Source organism: Izhakiella australiensis (assembly GCF_002006995.1).
Lineage (GTDB): Bacteria > Pseudomonadota > Gammaproteobacteria > Enterobacterales > Enterobacteriaceae > Izhakiella > Izhakiella australiensis.
Window position 1 is genome coordinate 18,791 of record NZ_MRUL01000021.1, and the last position, 17,584, is coordinate 36,374.

General features: G+C 54.1%; 15 protein-coding genes. 13 read left to right on the forward strand and 2 right to left on the reverse strand.

Annotated features, from left to right (window positions below; all coding sequences use genetic code 11):
• Nucleotides 1–6: 6 nt before the first annotated feature.
• Complete coding sequence (locus BTJ39_RS20460; protein ID WP_078004617.1) at nucleotides 7–666, forward strand: sugar phosphatase; 660 nt, start codon at nucleotides 7–9, stop codon at nucleotides 664–666.
• A 36-nt stretch (nucleotides 667–702) separates the two neighbouring features.
• Here the strand turns inward: BTJ39_RS20460 and yfbR are convergent, their stop codons facing one another.
• Together yfbR and BTJ39_RS20470 are read right to left on the reverse strand one after the other, a co-directional pair.
• Complete coding sequence (gene yfbR, locus BTJ39_RS20465) at nucleotides 703–1,302, reverse strand: 5'-deoxynucleotidase (protein WP_078004573.1); 600 nt, start codon at nucleotides 1,300–1,302, stop codon at nucleotides 703–705.
• A gap of 63 nt (nucleotides 1,303–1,365) precedes the next feature.
• Entirely contained in the window at nucleotides 1,366–2,580 is a 1,215-nt protein-coding gene (locus BTJ39_RS20470) for a pyridoxal phosphate-dependent aminotransferase (RefSeq protein WP_078004574.1), read from the reverse strand.
• Between the two features lie 995 nt (nucleotides 2,581–3,575).
• On the opposite strand from BTJ39_RS20470, the gene lrhA reads away from it, so the two are divergent.
• The 12 genes from lrhA (at nucleotide 3,576) to nuoL (ending at nucleotide 17,495) form a co-directional block, all read left to right on the forward strand.
• Entirely contained in the window at nucleotides 3,576–4,499 is a 924-nt protein-coding gene (lrhA, locus tag BTJ39_RS20475; RefSeq protein WP_078004575.1) for a transcriptional regulator LrhA, read from the forward strand.
• A 647-nt stretch (nucleotides 4,500–5,146) separates the two neighbouring features.
• A complete protein-coding gene (locus BTJ39_RS20480) occupies nucleotides 5,147–5,590 on the forward strand; it encodes an NADH-quinone oxidoreductase subunit A (RefSeq protein ID WP_078004576.1) in 444 nt (147 codons plus the stop codon).
• Between the two features lie 15 nt (nucleotides 5,591–5,605).
• On the forward strand, nucleotides 5,606–6,289 hold the full coding sequence (locus BTJ39_RS20485; protein WP_078004577.1) for a NuoB/complex I 20 kDa subunit family protein: 684 nt from the start codon (nucleotides 5,606–5,608) through the stop codon (nucleotides 6,287–6,289).
• Between the two features lie 116 nt (nucleotides 6,290–6,405).
• The gene (gene nuoC / locus BTJ39_RS20490; protein ID WP_078004578.1) at nucleotides 6,406–8,205 is read left to right on the forward strand and encodes an NADH-quinone oxidoreductase subunit C/D; all 1,800 of its coding nucleotides are present in this window, start codon (nucleotides 6,406–6,408) and stop codon (nucleotides 8,203–8,205) included.
• A gap of 2 nt (nucleotides 8,206–8,207) precedes the next feature.
• Nucleotides 8,208–8,723, forward strand: coding sequence for an NADH-quinone oxidoreductase subunit NuoE (nuoE, locus tag BTJ39_RS20495; protein ID WP_078004579.1), 516 nt, complete (start codon nucleotides 8,208–8,210; stop codon nucleotides 8,721–8,723).
• 2 nt (nucleotides 8,724–8,725) lie between these two features.
• On the forward strand, nucleotides 8,726–10,066 hold the full coding sequence (nuoF, locus tag BTJ39_RS20500) for an NADH-quinone oxidoreductase subunit NuoF (RefSeq protein ID WP_176110391.1): 1,341 nt from the start codon (nucleotides 8,726–8,728) through the stop codon (nucleotides 10,064–10,066).
• Nucleotides 10,067–10,549: 483 nt separating this feature from the next.
• The gene (gene nuoG, locus BTJ39_RS20505; protein WP_078004581.1) at nucleotides 10,550–13,273 is read left to right on the forward strand and encodes an NADH-quinone oxidoreductase subunit NuoG; all 2,724 of its coding nucleotides are present in this window, start codon (nucleotides 10,550–10,552) and stop codon (nucleotides 13,271–13,273) included.
• Nucleotides 13,270–14,247 (forward strand): NADH-quinone oxidoreductase subunit NuoH, encoded by a 978-nt coding sequence (gene nuoH / locus BTJ39_RS20510; RefSeq protein WP_078004582.1) that lies wholly within the window; start codon nucleotides 13,270–13,272, stop codon nucleotides 14,245–14,247. The genes nuoG and nuoH overlap by 4 nt, the downstream gene beginning before the upstream one ends.
• A 12-nt stretch (nucleotides 14,248–14,259) precedes the next feature.
• Nucleotides 14,260–14,802, forward strand: a complete 543-nt coding sequence (gene nuoI / locus BTJ39_RS20515) for an NADH-quinone oxidoreductase subunit NuoI (protein ID WP_078004583.1) — start codon at nucleotides 14,260–14,262, stop codon at nucleotides 14,800–14,802.
• 10 nt (nucleotides 14,803–14,812) lie between these two features.
• On the forward strand, nucleotides 14,813–15,364 hold the full coding sequence (gene nuoJ, locus BTJ39_RS20520; protein ID WP_078004584.1) for an NADH-quinone oxidoreductase subunit J: 552 nt from the start codon (nucleotides 14,813–14,815) through the stop codon (nucleotides 15,362–15,364).
• Nucleotides 15,361–15,663: an NADH-quinone oxidoreductase subunit NuoK gene (gene nuoK, locus BTJ39_RS20525; RefSeq protein WP_078004585.1), complete on the forward strand. Its 303-nt coding sequence runs from the start codon at nucleotides 15,361–15,363 to the stop codon at nucleotides 15,661–15,663. The genes nuoJ and nuoK overlap by 4 nt, the downstream gene beginning before the upstream one ends.
• Nucleotides 15,660–17,495 carry an NADH-quinone oxidoreductase subunit L gene (gene nuoL, locus BTJ39_RS20530; RefSeq protein ID WP_078004586.1) on the forward strand — a complete coding sequence of 612 codons (1,836 nt, stop codon included), beginning with the start codon at nucleotides 15,660–15,662 and terminating at the stop codon, nucleotides 17,493–17,495. The genes nuoK and nuoL overlap by 4 nt, the downstream gene beginning before the upstream one ends.
• The last annotated feature ends 89 nt before the right edge of the window (nucleotides 17,496–17,584 follow it).

A 17,584-nucleotide genomic window follows, 5' to 3' on the forward strand; every position in this document is an offset into this window, starting at 1 on the left:
ATTATCGTGAAGTGCAGAGGTTTTTTATTTGATTTAGATGGCACGCTGGTGGACTCGCTGTCGGTGGTTGAACGCGCATGGACTGAATGGGGTGCGCGCCACGGTTTTGATGCCGAAACTATTCTGGACTTCGTACACGGAAAACAGGCCATTACGTCTGTACGACACTTTCTGCAGGGCGCCAGTGAGGAGAAGATTCAGCAGGAGTTTTTGCTGCTGGAAAAGCGCGAGGCGGAAGATACCGAGGGTATTACGGCGTTGCCTGGCGCGCGCCAGTTGCTGGCGACGCTGGATGAACTGCACATCCCATGGGCGATTGTGACTTCCGGCAGTATGCCGGTCGCTTCCGCTCGCCATCGGGTAGCTGGGCTGGCGACCCCGGATATTTTCATTACCGCAGAGAGGGTAGAGCGCGGCAAGCCCGAACCGGACCCGTATATGTTGGGCGCGCAGCTGCTGGGACTGGAACCTGAGGAATGCGTGGTGGTTGAAGATGCCAATGCCGGTATTCTGTCCGGCCTGGCTGCCGGCTGCCATGTCGTCGCGGTGAGTCCTCCTGCGGATGCGCCGCGCCTGGACGCCGTAGCAATGGTGCTGAACTCCCTTGAGGAGATGGTTATCAGTAAAGACGGTGAAGGCTGGGTAAGCGTTCATCGCCGCCACTAATCAGTAAAACGGCCAGCACTGCTGGCCGTTTTACTTTTACAGCGGCGTATCCTGCGAAATTTCATCCAGTGACAGGCTGAAGCTGGGTACAAATACCTCAACGAACCAGCTCATTTCCTCGCTGCTGCGCTGCCGGAGCGTTTTCTCCAGGCGGCTCTTAGCCAGTAGAAATTCGTTATTTCCGGCGGATAGCTCTTCGAGGCATTTCAGATAGGCACAGAGCGCGTCGGCCTGCTTGACGATGGCCGCTTCCGCCGGGCTGTGAAGATGATCGTCCAGCAGCGGTCGGTAGGCATCCTGTAGTTCAACCGGCAGCATCTCAATCAGCTTTTGCTGGGCGATCTTTTCGATTTTTTTGTACTCGTGGGCGATCTGCGCATTGTAGTACTTAACCGGCGTGGGTAAATCCCCGGTCAACACTTCGCTGGCATCATGATAAAGCGCCAGCATGGCAACTTTGTCGGTATTAAGCTCGCCGCCAAACTTCTGATTTTTAATGATGGCCAGCGCGTGGGCCACCATTGCGACCTGCAGGCTGTGTTCAGATACGTTCTCAGTGCGCACGTTGCGCATCAGCGGCCAGCGATTAATCAATTTAAGCCGTGAAAGGTGGGCGAAAAAATGGCTTTGCGTCATGGTCAGCGTCCCGGTAAGGCTTTTGAGCGGCGCAGGCCGCCCAAAAACCGGTTCTGTCAGTGTTTACTGGCGATAAGTTTCGAGAAAACGACCAAACTTTGTGACGGCCATTTCCAGCTCGTCAACGTGAGGCAGCGTAACGATACGGACATGGTCAGGCCACGGCCAGTTAAATGCCGTTCCCTGCACCAGCAACACTTTTTGCTGTAGCAGGAAATCCAGCACCATTTTCTGATCGTCATGAAGATTAAATTTTTTGGCATCGATGCGCGGGAACATATACAGCGCGCCATCGGGTTTAACGCAGCTGACGCCGGGAATTTCATTAATCAGCTCCCATGCGCGCTGGCGCTGCTCGTATAACCTGCCACCGGGAACAATGAATTCACTGATGCTTTGATAACCGCCGATTGCCGTCTGGATAGCATGCTGTGCCGGTACGTTGGCACACAAGCGCATTGATGCCAGCATTTCCAGCCCTTCAATATAGCCCTTAGCGTGTTTTTTCGGACCGTTAAGTACCATCCACCCCTGGCGAAATCCGGCGACGCGATAGGTTTTGGATAATCCATTAAAGGTTACGGTCAGCAGATCGGGCGCCAGTGCGGCGATTGAATGATGGCGCGCAGCATCATAAAGAATTTTATCGTAGATCTCGTCGGCAAAGATGATCAGGTTATGCTCGCGGGCCAGGGTAACGATTTCCATCAGCAATTCTTTGCTGTACACGGCGCCGGTCGGATTGTTGGGGTTAATAATGACAATACCGCGGGTGCGTGGGGTTATCTTACTGCGAATGTCGTCCAGGTCGGGAAACCAGCCGGCAGTTTCATCACAAATATAATGCACGGCCTTGCCGCTCGAAAGCGAAATGGCAGCGGTCCAGAGCGGGTAATCCGGCGCCGGCACCAGCATTTCATCACCGCTGTTAAGCAGCGCCTGCATAGACTGTACGATCAGCTCGGAAACGCCATTACCGATATAGACGTCTTCAACGGTCATGTCACGCATTCCACGCGCCTGATAATGCTGGACGATGGCTTTACGCGCCGAATAAAGGCCTTTGGAGTCGCAATAGCCCTGCGCGCTGGGAAGATTGCGAATCACGTCGACCAGAATTTCATCGGGGGCTTCAAAACCAAAAGGTGCCGGGTTGCCAATGTTAAGCTTGAGAACCTTATTGCCTTCTTCTTCGAGACGCTTTGCTTCTTTCAGGACCGGGCCGCGAATGTCATAACAAACGTTGTCCAGCTTCGTTGATTTTTCTATCGCAATCATTGTGTTCGCCTTTGCTGGCAGTACTCCGTTCCTGCCGTGGAAAATGTACCCCGCTCAATGTACTCCTCTCGCCGTCGCTTTTGAAGGCTGTAAGCTGGCTTTGATACGTTTGTAAAAAAGAAGCCTCTGTCCTGGTTATCCATCATGACATCAAAGAAATTTGCAGGAGAGAATGTTGATTTTTTATTGTTTAGTAGTGATTCCGGATAATTGAAGCTGTTGCTTGATGCTGATGATAACGCTAAGTAAAGGTAGGCCATTTATATTGGTTAAAAAATTATGGATTGATGAAATCTGAAACAGTAAAACACGGCTTAAGATAAGTCCGGGAATGTTGCGTCTGGTCACGTTTTTAACTTCAACCGGAAAAACGTCGGCAGATACTGAAAAATGTAATTATTGTTTAATGTGTGTGCAAATCGATAAATTTCAACGGACAAAAAAAGCGTTCCGCAAGCTGTGCCGATGAAATCTTACTTTAGTGAAAAGATTTACGCATAGGGGGCTTAAAAAGCAAGCTACAGTATGTCAGGATAGCTAGCAGAAGAGGTTTACCGTAAACCGGAACCTCTTCAGGTGGGTAAAATATATCTTTTTCACACCTATACTGTTCATGGATGCTTAATATTAACTGCTGTAATTACAGCGTTCTGGTAATTCAATTTTTTAGTTGTTTAACACTACGGGTACCACAGCAAGCTGACATAAAGGCATCTGTGGATAAATTAGTCACTATGATGCGGCTTCCTGCAGCTTATGGGTTCAGGCCGCAAGCATTAGTAATGTATCAGACAGAACGATAATTTGGCGGGACTGTGCCAGACCCTTTGTGAGCGCGCCTCGCCACTGTGCCTCTTCTGTCAACGCGAAACGTGATGCATTGGATAAGTTTTATTATCCAACATTGTAGCCATTACGTACTCGTCATTCGCTGCATATTTTGCGGATGACACACCAGGGTAGCTGTTTGTAAATTCTTATAAGTGAACAAAAAAATGACTAGTGCAAATCGTCCGATACTGAATCTCGACCTCGACCTGCTGCGCACGTTTGTGGCCGTGGCGGATTTAAATACTTTTGCGGCGGCTGCGGCTGCGGTTTGCCGTACTCAGTCGGCTGTCAGTCAGCAAATGCAGCGTCTGGAGCAGCTGGTTGGGAAAGAGTTATTCGCCAGACATGGACGGAATAAGCTTCTTACGGAGCATGGCATTCAACTGTTAGGCTATGCGCGTAAAATTTTGCGCTTCAACGATGAAGCCTGTACTTCTCTGATGTACAGCAATATTCAGGGCGTGCTGACGATCGGCGCTTCTGATGATACTTCCGATACCATTTTGCCATTTCTGCTTAACCGCGTGACGTCTGTTTATCCCAAACTGGCGATCGACGTGCGGGTCAAACGCAATCCTTTTATGATGGAAATGCTCAACCAGGGTGAAGTTGACCTGGTCGTCACAACGTCCAGTCCCATGAATTTTGCCTGGCAAGTGCTGCGCACGTCGCCGACCCTGTGGTACTGCGCGGCGGATTATATTTTCCAGCCAGGCGAAGCGATTCCGCTGGTGCTGCTGGATGAGCCAAGTCCGTATCGTGATATGGCGATTGATCACCTCAACGAAGCCGGCATCCCCTGGCGTATTTCTTACGTCGCCTCCACCCTGGCGGCAGTGCGTGCCGCGGTAAAAGCGGGTCTGGGTGTTACTGCCCGACCGGTTGAGATGATGAGCCCTGAGCTGCGGGTTATGGGCGCGGCGGAAGGTCTGCCAGTGCTGCCGGATACCGAATACCTGCTGTGTCGCAACCCGGACAGTGAAAACGAGCTGGCTTTGGCTATTTTTAATGCGATGGAGTCGAACGGCAGTCCTTACAGCATGGAAGGTAGTCAGGACGGCGCTGTTTACGCTGATGATGAAGAGTGATGTAACAAGGTCGGGTTAAAGCATGGCTTTAATTCGCGCTTATTATGCCTTTTAAACGGCCCTCATAGAAATTTATCAATATGAGGGCTTTTTTATAGGGTTATAATGATAAAGTCTCATTTAAGCAGCGAGTTATAATTATATTTAGTTTGCTTTTCTCTACAAAACGATCCCTTCGTCAGCCCCGTAAAAAAACCAACACCTCTGCACGTGCATGATGCTAAGCAAAACGGAGTTGCTGATTTTTTTATCGCAAACGTTGAAAATGTGCTCTGGATCAAAAAAATATCCCCAGTAATGTACAGGAAAAGCACAAGCTTTCTGTCAAAATGGGCGAGGTCCCTGCACGGATTGTGCTTCTGCGCCATTTGTCGGGATCTTTTCTATACTTTACCACTGACTCGATTAAGCCTGATCTCTTCGCACCATATGTTAATAACCCGGTGCGTATGTAAATTAGCGTGTGGATGCTTTTGTCAAAGTTGACAAAAGATTATAGAAAAGGGTAAAAAACCCCATAAAATTGCTGGCTACTGGATATTTACCAGCACAGTTTATAAGGTTTTTTCCTTCCCTTGAATCGTTGTGGCAAGCGAAACGCCATTTACCAGGGCTTGACGCTAAACGTCACTTTTGATGAGTAAGCAATGAGTATGTCTACAACCACTGAAGTCGTCGCTCATCACTGGGCATTCGCTGTATTTGTTATCGCTTCTGTTGGCCTGTGTTGCCTGATGTTAGCCGGAGCCTGGTTTCTCGGCGGGCGAGCAAGAGGAAGAAACAAAAACACACCTTTCGAATCTGGCGCCAATCCGGTTGGTACTGCCAGGCTGCGCCTTTCCGCGCAATTTTACCTGGTTGCCATGTTCTTCGTCATTTTCGACGTTGAGGCCCTCTATTTATACGCCTGGTCGACCTCTATCCGTGAAAGCGGCTGGGTCGGCTTTGCAGAAGCCGCTATTTTCATTTTGGTGCTGTTAGCTGGTCTGTTCTATCTGGCCCGTATTGGCGCGCTTGACTGGACGCCCGTTCGTTCACGTCGGATGCCAGAAAAAACCGATCTCTCCCACACCAACCATCATACGCAGTAACAGCGAGGCATTCAGATGGACTATACGCTCACCCGCATAGACCCGAACGGTGAGGGCAACGGCAACGACCGCTATCCTTTGCAGAAGCAGGAAATCGTCGCCGACCCACTGGAGCAACACGTTCACCGCAGCGTCTACATGGGCAAGCTCGAACATGCCCTGCACGACATGGTGAACTGGGGACGCAAAAACTCTCTCTGGCCGTATAACTTCGGCCTTTCTTGTTGTTATGTGGAAATGACCACCTCGTTTACCGCAGTGCATGACGTGGCGCGTTTCGGCGCCGAGGTAATGCGTGCCTCACCGCGTCAGGCTGACTTTATGGTGGTCGCCGGCACCTGCTTTACCAAGATGGCGCCGGTAGTGCAGCGCCTCTACGATCAGATGCTGGAGCCTAAGTGGGTTATCTCGATGGGCGCCTGCGCTAACTCAGGCGGTATGTACGATATCTATTCCGTCGTGCAGGGCGTAGACAAATTCCTGCCGGTAGATGTGTATATTCCCGGCTGCCCGCCGCGTCCGGAAGCTTATATGCAGGCGCTGCTGTTGCTGCGTGAATCCATTGGTAAAGAGCGTCGTCCGTTATCCTGGGTGGTAGGCGACCAGGGTGTATATCGCGCCAATATGCAGTCCGAGCGTGAAAGAAAGCGTGGCGAACGCATTGCCGTAACCAACCTGCGTACGCCGGACGAAATCTAAACAGAAGTGAATTGAACGTTATCAGCGCAAATAAACACACAATGTAAAGCGCAGATTAGTTTCCTTACGCCAACACTGAGTGCCTGAATTGATCAGGCCAGCATGGTGAAAAAATTATGACTGATTTGACCACGCAAGATCTCGCTCAGCCAGCATGGCAAACACGCGATCACCAGGATGACCCGGTGATCGGCGAGCTGCGTAACCGTTTTGGGCCGGAAGCCTTTACCATTCAACCGACGCGTACTGGCGTTCCGGTCGTCTGGATCAAGCGTGAGCAACTGCTGGAAATCGCGGAGTTTCTGCGTAAATTACCAAAACCGTACGTCATGCTGTACGACCTGCATGGCATGGATGAGCGTCTGCGTACCAACCGCGCCGGGTTACCCGCTGCGGATTTTTCCGTTTTCTATCATCTGCTTTCGATTGAGCGTAATCGCGACATCATGCTGAAGGTCGCGCTGTCGGAAAATGATTTACACCTTGCGACGCTGACTAAAATTTACCCTAACGCTAACTGGTATGAGCGTGAAACCTGGGAAATGTTCGGTATCACCTTTAACGGCCACCCGCACCTGAGCCGTATTATGATGCCGCACTACTGGGAAGGGCACCCGCTGCGTAAAGACTACCCGGCGCGGGCAACCGAATTTGACCCTTATCTGCTGACTAAGCAGAAAGAAGACCTGGAAATGGAGGCGATGGCCTTCAAACCAGAAGAGTGGGGCATGAAGCGCAGCTCGCAGAACGAGGACTATATGTTCCTCAACCTCGGGCCAAACCACCCCTCTGCGCACGGTGCGTTCCGCATTATTCTGCAACTCGATGGCGAAGAGATCGTTGATTGCGTGCCGGACGTGGGCTATCACCATCGCGGCGCGGAAAAAATGGGCGAACGTCAGTCATGGCATAGCTACATTCCGTACACCGACCGTATTGAATATCTCGGCGGCTGCGTTAACGAGATGCCTTATGTGCTGGCGGTGGAAAAGCTGGCCGGTATTACCGTGCCCGACCGCGTTAACGTTATCCGCGTTATGCTGTCTGAGCTGTTCCGCATCAACAGCCACCTGCTGTACATCTCTACCTTTATCCAGGACGTTGGGGCAATGACCCCGGTGTTCTTCGCCTTTACCGATCGTCAGAAAATTTATGATGTCGTCGAGGCGATTACTGGTTTCCGTATGCACCCCGCCTGGTTCCGCATTGGCGGCGTCGCGCACGACCTGCCTAAAGGGTGGGAGCGCCTGCTGCGTGAGTTCCTCAACTGGTTGCCGAAACGTCTGAAAGAGTACGAAACCGCCGCGCTGAAAAATACCGTATTGATTGGACGCTCTAAAGGCGTCGCCGCCTACAATATGAAAGAAGCGCTGGAGTGGGGCACAACCGGCGCTGGCCTGCGTGCTACCGGCCTTGATTTTGACGTGCGTAAATGGCGCCCTTACTCTGGCTATGAAAACTTCGAGTTTGAGATCCCGACCGGCGACGGTATCAGTGATGCTTACAGCCGCGTAATGCTGAAAATGGAAGAGATGCGTCAGAGCTTGCGCATTCTCGAACAGTGCCTGAACAACATGCCGGAAGGGCCGTTTAAGGCCGATCATCCGCTGACTACGCCGCCGCCAAAAGAGCGCACGCTGCAGCATATTGAAACGCTGATCACCCACTTCCTGCAGGTTTCATGGGGACCGGTGATGCCGGCTAACGAATCATTCCAGATGATCGAGGCAACCAAAGGGATCAATAGCTACTATTTGACCAGTGATGGGAGCACCATGAGCTACCGTACCCGCGTACGTACGCCGAGCTTCCCGCACCTACAGCAGATACCTTCGGTGATCCGGGGCTGTCTGGTATCCGATCTTATCGTGTACCTCGGCAGTATCGATTTTGTTATGTCAGATGTGGACCGCTAATAATGCACGATCAAAGAATTGAGATCGAAACGATCGACCCGACTGCGGATTTTGTGCTGAGTGCCAGCGAACGTGACGCGATTGAGCATGAAAAACACCACTATGAAGATGCGCGAGCTGCTTCCATTGAAGCGCTGAAAATAGTGCAGAAGCAGCGCGGCTGGGTGCCGGACGGCGCCATCAGCGCCATCGCCGACGTGCTGGGCATTCCTGCCAGCGACGTGGAAGGCGTAGCGACTTTTTACAGCCAGATTTTCCGTCAGCCAGTTGGCCGCCATGTTATTCGCTATTGCGATAGCGTGGTGTGCCACATTACTGGTTTTCAGGGAATTCAGGCTGCGCTTGAACAACAGCTGAATATCAAGCCGGGCCAGACGACCTCTGACGGACGCTTTACGCTGCTGCCTACCTGCTGCCTCGGCAACTGTGACAAGGGGCCAACCATGATGGTGGATGAGGATACCCACGTTCATCTCACGCCGGAAGGTATTCCTGGATTACTGGAGCAGTATCAATGAGTGTGAAAGAAATTATTCGTACTGCTGAGATGCATCCGCTGACCTGGCGTCTGCGCGATGATAAGCAGGCGGTCTGGCTTGATGAGTATCGCAGTAAGAACGGCTATGCTGGCGCGGAAAAAGCGCTGAAAAGCATGACCCCCGACGAGATCGTCAACCAGGTAAAAGATTCTGGCCTGAAAGGGCGCGGCGGCGCGGGATTCTCCACCGGTCTGAAGTGGAGCCTGATGCCGAAAGACGAATCGATGAATATCCGTTATCTGCTGTGTAACGCTGATGAAATGGAGCCGGGTACCTATAAAGATCGCCTGTTGATGGAGCAGATGCCGCACCAGCTGGTTGAAGGCATGCTGATCGCGGCCTTTGCGCTGAAAACCTATCGTGGCTATATCTTCCTGCGCGGTGAATATATCGAAGCGGCGGTCAATCTGCGCCGTGCTATCGCCGAAGCCACCGAAGCCGGCCTGCTGGGTAAAAATATCCTGGGCAGCGGATTCGACTTCGAGCTGATCGTTCATACCGGCGCCGGTCGCTATATCTGCGGTGAAGAAACCGCGCTGATTAACTCGCTGGAAGGCCGCCGCGCCAACCCGCGTTCCAAGCCGCCTTTTCCCGCCAGCGCAGGGGCCTGGGGCAAGCCGACCTGCGTTAATAACGTTGAAACGTTATCCAACGTGCCGGCGATCATTGCCAACGGCGTGGACTGGTATAAAGGCATTTCAAAAAGTGACGATACCGGTACCAAGATGATGGGCTTTTCCGGCCGGGTGAAAAATCCGGGCGTGTGGGAGCTACCGTTTGGCATCACGGCGCGTGAAATTCTGGAAGATTATGCCGGCGGTATGCGCGACGGACTTACTTTCAAAGCCTGGCAGCCGGGCGGTGCGGGAACTGACTTTCTGACCGACCAGCACCTGGATCTGCCGATGGAGTTTGCCAGCATCGGCAAAGCAGGCAGCCGCCTGGGTACTGCGCTGGCGATGGCGGTCGATAACGAAATTAATATGGTTTCGCTGGTGCGTAACCTGGAAGAGTTCTTCGCCCGCGAATCATGCGGATGGTGTACGCCATGCCGTGACGGCCTGCCGTGGAGTGTGAAAATATTACGCGCCCTTGAGCGTAAAGAGGGGCAGCCGGGAGATATTGAAACCCTGCAGCAACTGTGCCGCCAGCTAGGTCCGGGTAAAACTTTTTGCGCCCACGCGCCAGGTGCCGTAGAGCCGCTGCAGAGCGCGATAAAATATTTTCGTGAAGAGTTTGAAGCCGGCATTGCGCCGCAGGTGTTTGGCAACGTGCGTGCCATCAATGGCATTCAGCCTAACCTGCTTAAGGCTCGCTGGTAATAATTTATAAGCTCCAGACTTTTTTGCCTCAGAGCGAAGCCGGCTGTAACGCGATGTGACCGGCAGGACTGAAAACATCCACGCGGCAAATGAAGGCCGCGCCGGGAGCATACAAGAGTATGTGACCGGTGGGACTGAAAGCAGCCAGGGCCGCAGCGGTGCGAAACGGACTCAGCCTTTCTCCAAACGCTTTCGGGCAGGGGCAAGGCGGCAAATGAAGGCCGCGCCGGGAGCATACAAAAGTATGTGACCGGTGGGACTGAAAGCAGCCAGGGCCGCAGCGGCGCGAAACGGACTCAGCCTTTCTCCAAACGCTTTCGGGCAGGGGCAAGGCGGCAAATGAAGGCCGCGCCGGGAGCATACAAAAGTATGTGACCGGTGGGACTGAAAGCAGCCAACGCAGCAGCTGTGCGAAAGAGGCTGGAGAAAGAAGAATTGTGTTTAACGCTCGTCAATGACGAGACTTATGGAAGCATGTTCACTATGGCTACAATCCATGTAGACGGTAAAGAATATGAGGTCGACGGCGCAGATAACCTGCTTCAGGCTTGCCTGTCGTTGGGCCTCGATATTCCTTACTTTTGCTGGCACCCGGCGCTTGGCAGCGTAGGCGCCTGCCGTCAGTGTGCGGTGAAGCAATTTCAAAATGCCGAAGACACCCGCGGAAGGCTGGTGATGTCCTGCATGACGCCCGCTTCCGATGGCACCTTCATTTCTATTGATGATGGTGAAGCGCGCGAGTTTCGTGAAAGCGTCGTTGAATGGCTGATGACCAACCACCCGCACGATTGTCCGGTGTGCGAGGAGGGCGGCAACTGCCACCTGCAGGATATGACGGTGATGACGGGGCACAGCTTCCGTCGCTATCGCTTCACCAAACGTACCCACCGCAATCAGGATCTCGGCCCGTTCATTTCCCACGAGATGAACCGCTGCATCGCCTGCTATCGCTGCGTTCGTTACTACAAAGATTATGCGGACGGTAAAGATCTGGGCGTTTATGGCGCCCACGATAACGTCTATTTCGGCCGCGCCGAAGATGGCGTACTGGAAAGCGAATTTTCCGGCAACCTGGTTGAAATTTGCCCGACCGGCGTGTTTACCGATAAAACCCACTCCGAGCGTTACAACCGCAAGTGGGATATGCAGTTTGCGCCGAGCATCTGCCACCAGTGCAGCGTCGGCTGTAATACCAGCCCCGGCGAGCGCTATGGTGAACTGCGCCGCATTGAAAACCGTTATAACGGCACGGTAAACCATTACTTCCTGTGTGACCGTGGTCGTTTCGGCTACGGCTACGTTAATCGCAAGGATCGTCCACGTCAGCCTGAGCAGCGTCGCGGTCACGACTTAATCAAGCTGAACGCCGATCAGGCATTGGGCGGCGCGGCGGATATTCTGCGTCAGTCCAAACGCACCATCGGCATCGGCTCACCGCGCGCCAGCGTCGAAAGCAATTTTGCCTTGCGTGAGTTGGTTGGGGCGGAAAACTTCTATACCGGTATGCCTGCCGACGAGCAGCAGCGTCTGACGCTGATGCTGGATATTTTGCGTGAAAGCGGCATCCATACGCCGGCGCTACGTGACATTGAAAGCTACGATGCGGTGCTGGTGCTGGGGGAAGATTTAACCCAAACCGGCGCGCGCGTTGCACTGTCAGTACGCCAGGCCGTGAAAGGCAAGGCCCGTGAGATGGCCGCCGCGCAGAAAGTCGCGGACTGGCAGATCGCCGCTATCCTCAACATTGGTCAGCATGCCAAACACCCGCTGTTCACGACCAGCGTTGACGAAACCCGGCTGGATGATATCGCCGCGTGGAGCTACCGCGCACCGGTAGCCGATCAGGCGCGTCTTGGCTTTGCTGTCGCCCACGCGCTGGATGACAGCGCGCCGGCGGTTAGCGATCTCGATAGCACCCTGGCGGGTAAAATTGACGTTATCGTTCAGGCGCTGGCCGGCGCGAAAAAACCGTTGATCATTTCCGGCACCCATTCTGGCAGCACGGCGATGATTCAGGCGGCGGCCAACGTGGCTAAGGCGTTGAAAAATCGCGGTGCCGAAGTCGGCATTACCCTGCTGGCCGGCGCGGCAAACAGCATCGGACTTGGCGTTATGGGCGGTAAAACCCTTGATGATGCGCTGGCCGATCTGACCAGCGGCGCCGCCGATGCGGTGGTGATTATGGAGAATGATCTCTATCGCCACGCGCCAAAAGCGACTGTCGATGCGGCGCTGAGCCGTAGCGAACATATTATCGTGATTGATCATCAGCGCACGGCCACGACGGAAAAAGCGGGCATGCTGCTTTCTACCGCCAGCTTTGCGGAAAGCGACGGTACGCTAATCAATCAGGAAGGCCGCGCTCAGCGCTTCTTCCAGGTGTACGATCCGGCTTATTACGATGATAGCGTGGTGATGCTGGAAAGCTGGCGTTGGCTGCATTCGCTGGAAAGCATGGTTAATAGCCGTCATCCCGACTGGACTCAGCTGGATCACGTTATTGATGCCGTGGTGGCGAAGCTGCCGCAGCTGGCGGGCATTAAAGATGCCGCGCCGGATGCCAGCTTCCGCATACGCGGACAGAAACTGGCGCGTTCGCCGCACCGCTCCAGCGGCCGTACCGCAGCGCGCGCCAACATTAACGTACACGAACCGCGCCAGCCGCAAGATAACGACACCATGTTCGCCTTCTCGATGGAAGGTAACAACCAGCCGGGCGCGGCGCGCTCGCAGATCCCATTTGCCTGGGCTCCAGGCTGGAACTCACCGCAGGCCTGGAACAAGTTCCAGGACGAAGTGGGCGGCAAGCTGCGTAACGGTGACCCCGGCGTGCGGCTGTTTGAAGCCGGTGAGGCGCATCTGGCCTGGTTCGAGGTGATCCCCGCCGCTTGGCAGGCTGAGGAAGGCTGGACCGTGGCGCCTTACTTTAACCTGTTTGGTAGCGAGGAGATGACTCAGCGTTCGCCTGTTATCCAACAGCGTATGCCGCAGGCCTGCGCCATCGTGAGTCAGGAAGATGCCGCTAAGCTTGGCGTCAACGCCGGGACTACCGTTGAGCTGCAGTGCGCTGGTGAAACGCTGCGCCTGCCGATCCGCCTGTCCAGCGCGCTAAAAGCGGGGCAGGTTGGTTTGCCGCTCGGCTTCCCCGGCATTCCGCCTTTCCTGTCAGGACAGCATATTGAAACGCTGCAGGAGGCTGCACAATGAGTTGGCTGACACCGGAAGTTATTGCCGTGCTACTCGGCATCCTGAAAGCGATCGTCATTCTGCTGGTTGTCGTGGGCTGCGGTGCTTTTATGAGCTTCGCCGAACGTCGCCTGCTGGGACTGTTCCAGAATCGTTACGGACCTAACCGCGTAGGCTGGGGCGGCTCGCTGCAGCTGGCCGCGGACATGATCAAAATGTTCTTCAAAGAGGACTGGATCCCACCGTTTACCGATCGGGCTATTTTCACCCTGGCGCCGATGATCGCATTTACCTCCATGCTGATGGCATTTGTGATTGTCCCGGTCAGTCCGACATGGGCTGCCTCTGACCTTAATATCGGCATCCTGTTCTTCCTGATGATGGCAGGTCTGGCGGTGTATGCGGTGCTGTTTGCCGGCTGGTCCAGTAACAACAAATATTCACTGCTGGGGGCGATGCGTGCCTCTGCCCAGACGCTGAGCTATGAGGTGTTCCTCGGGCTGTCATTGATGGGCGTAGTGGCGCAGGCGGGATCGTTCAATATGATCGATATCGTCAACAGCCAGGCGCATCTGTGGAATATTATCCCGCAATTCTTTGGTTTTGTGACCTTTGCTATCGCGGGCGTTGCCGTCTGTCACCGTCATCCTTTTGATCAGCCCGAAGCTGAGCAAGAGCTTGCCGATGGTTACCACATTGAATATGCCGGTATGAAATTTGGCTTATTCTTCGTCGGAGAGTATATCGGTATTACCACGGTTTCCGCGCTGATGGTCACTTTATTCTTCGGAGGATGGCACGGTCCCTGGCTACCGCCATTTATCTGGTTTGCAATCAAAACGGCCTTCTTCATGATGATGTTCATTTTGATTCGCGCTGCGCTGCCGCGTCCGCGCTATGACCAGGTAATGTCCTTCGGCTGGAAAGTATGTCTGCCGTTGACGCTGTTGAACCTGCTGGCGACTGCCGCAGTGATTCTGTACAACGCGCAGTAAGGGGTTAACAATATGACATTAAAAGATATTGTCGTTGGTTTTGGCACCACGGTACGCAGTATCTGGATGATCGGGATGCACGCATTTGCTAAGCGTGAAACCCAGATGTATCCGGAAGAGCCGGTGTATCTGCCGCCGCGCTATCGCGGTCGCATCGTGCTGACCCGTGACCCGGACGGCGCAGAGCGCTGTGTGGCCTGTAACCTCTGTGCGGTCGCCTGTCCGGTTGGCTGTATCTCGTTGCAGAAGGCCGAGATGCAGGACGGTCGCTGGTATCCGGAATTTTTCCGCATTAACTTCTCGCGTTGCATCTTTTGCGGTTTGTGTGAAGAAGCCTGTCCGACTACCGCCATCCAGCTGACGCCGGACTTCGAACTGGGTGAGTTTAAGCGTCAGGATCTGGTGTACGAGAAAGAAGACCTGCTGATTTCAGGGCCGGGTAAATATCCGGAATATAACTTCTACCGTATGGCTGGCATGGCGATCGAAGGCAAAGATAAAGGCGACGCAGAAAACGAAGCCCGGCCTATCGACGTCAAAGGCTTGTTACCCTAAGGAGCCAGAGATGGAATTTGCGTTTTATATTTGCGGCGTCATTGCGGTTCTGGCAACCCTCCGGGTGATTGTCGGCACCAATCCGGTTCACGCGCTGCTGTATCTGATTATTTCGCTACTGGCGGTAGCGGGCGTATTTTTTGCGCTGGGCGCGGTGTTTGCCGGTGCGCTGGAAATTATCGTCTATGCCGGCGCTATTATGGTGCTGTTCGTGTTCGTCGTGATGATGCTCAACCTCGGTGATTCTACCCAGGAGCAGGAGCGCCGCTGGCTTCAGCCTTCCGTCTGGCTTGGCCCGGCCGCGCTGTCGTTCATTCTGCTGTGCGTGATGGTTTATGCGATTCACACCCTTAACGATCAGGGCATCGACGGCAAAATGATTGATGCTAAAACCGTAGGCATCAGCCTGTTTGGTCCCTATGTACTGGCGGTTGAACTGGCTTCTATGCTGCTGCTGGCGGGCCTGGTGGTGGCGTTCCACGTCGGGCGCGAAGATCGCGCAGGTGACGTGCTGGCTAATCGTCAGGGCGATGGAAAAAGTAAAAAGGAGGAGCACGCATGATCCCTCTGCAACACGGACTCATTCTGGCTGCCATACTGTTTGTACTTGGTTTGACCGGTCTGGTTATCCGCCGCAACCTGCTGTTTATGTTGATAAGCCTTGAGATTATGATCAACGCCGCAGCGCTGGCCCTGGTGGTCGCAGGCAGCTACTGGGGACAGGCGGATGGTCAGGTAATGTATATTCTGGCGATAAGCCTGGCGGCGGCTGAAGCCAGTATCGGCCTGGCGCTGCTGCTGCAGCTGCATCGTCGTCGTCAGAACCTGAACATTGATACTGTGAGCGAGATGCGCGGATGAACCTTCTTTACTTAACCATACTCTTCCCGCTGATCGGCTTTTTACTACTGGCGTTTTCACGCGGACGCTGGTCTGAGAATCTGTCCGCCGCTATCGGCATGGGCTCCGTCGGACTGGCGGCGCTGGTAACCCTTTATGTGGGGCTGGATTTCTTCAGTCACGGCCAGCAGCCGTTTACTCAGGCGCTGTGGACCTGGATGCACGTCGGTCAGTTTGATATCAAGGTCAATCTGACGCTGGACGGGCTGTCGCTGACCATGCTGTCAGTGGTCACCGGCGTTGGTTTCCTTATCCATATGTTTGCTTCCTGGTATATGCGCGGAGAAGAAGGCTACTCACGCTTCTTTGCCTATACCAATCTGTTTATCGCCAGCATGGTGGTTCTGGTGCTGGCCGATAACCTGATGCTGATGTATCTCGGCTGGGAAGGGGTAGGGCTGTGTTCTTATCTGCTGATCGGTTTTTATTATACCGATCCGAAGAACGGCGCAGCGGCGATGAAGGCCTTTATCATTACCCGCGTTGGCGACGTATTCCTCGCCTTTGCGCTGTTTATCCTTTACAACGAGCTTGGCACGCTGAACTTCCACGAGATGGTGCAGCTGGCGCCGGCGCACTTCGCCGCCGACAACCATATGCTGCAGTGGGCTACGCTGATGCTGCTGGGCGGCGCGGTAGGTAAATCGGCTCAGCTGCCGTTACAGACCTGGCTTGCTGATGCGATGGCCGGCCCGACACCGGTTTCTGCACTGATCCACGCGGCGACCATGGTGACCGCTGGCGTTTATCTGATCGCCCGCAGCCACGGTTTGTTCCTGCTGACGCCGGAAGTGCTGCATCTGGTCGGTATCGTGGGCGCCATCACGCTGGTGCTGGCCGGATTTGCCGCGCTGGTGCAAACCGACATCAAGCGCGTGCTGGCCTACTCCACCATGAGCCAGATTGGCTACATGTTCCTGGCGCTGGGCGTTCAGGCCTGGGATGCGGCGATTTTCCACCTGATGACGCACGCATTCTTCAAGGCGCTGCTGTTCCTGTCTTCCGGTTCGGTTATCCTTGCCTGCCATCACGAGCAGAACATCTTTAAAATGGGCGGCCTGCGTAAGAGTATTCCGTTGGTGTACACCTGCTTCTTAGTCGGCGGCGCAGCGCTAGCCGCACTGCCGCTGATTACCGCCGGCTTCTACAGTAAAGATGAAATTCTGTTCGGCGCGCTGGCCAACGGTCATATCAACCTGATGACCGCAGGTCTGGTGGGCGCCTTCTTGACGTCAATTTATACCTTCCGCATGATCTTTATCGTCTTCCACGGTAAAGAGCAGATCCACGCTCATGCGGGTAAAGGCATCACTCACCACCTGCCGTTAATCGTGCTGCTGGTGCTTTCCACCTTTGTTGGCGCGCTGATTACCCCGCCGCTGGCTGGTGTACTGCCTGAAAACCATTTCGGTGAAGCGGGCAAAACCACGCTGGAAATTGCCTCAGGCTCGGTAGCGATCATCGGTATCCTGATTGCCGCCGCTCTGTGGCTGGGTAAACGCACGCTGGTAACCCGCATTGCGCAAAGCGCGCCGGGACGTTTCTTTGCAGCATGGTGGTTCGCCGCCTGGGGCTTCGACTGGCTGTATGATCTGGTCTTCGTCAAGCCGTACAAAGCTGTTGCCCGACTGCTGGCGCGCGATCCGCTGGATGCGCTGATGAACATTCCTGCACTGTTCACGCGTATAGCCAATAAGGGTCTGGTGCTCAGCGAAAATGGCCAGCTGCGCTGGTATGCCGCCTCAATGAGCATCGGTGCGGTAGTTGTGCTGGCGTTGCTGCTGGTGATCTAAGTGAGTGGCGGGATGGAGTTGTTCTCCATCCCTTGAGAATTTAAAAGAAAATATTCTGGCGCACCGGGTTTTAATACCGCTCGCCAGAA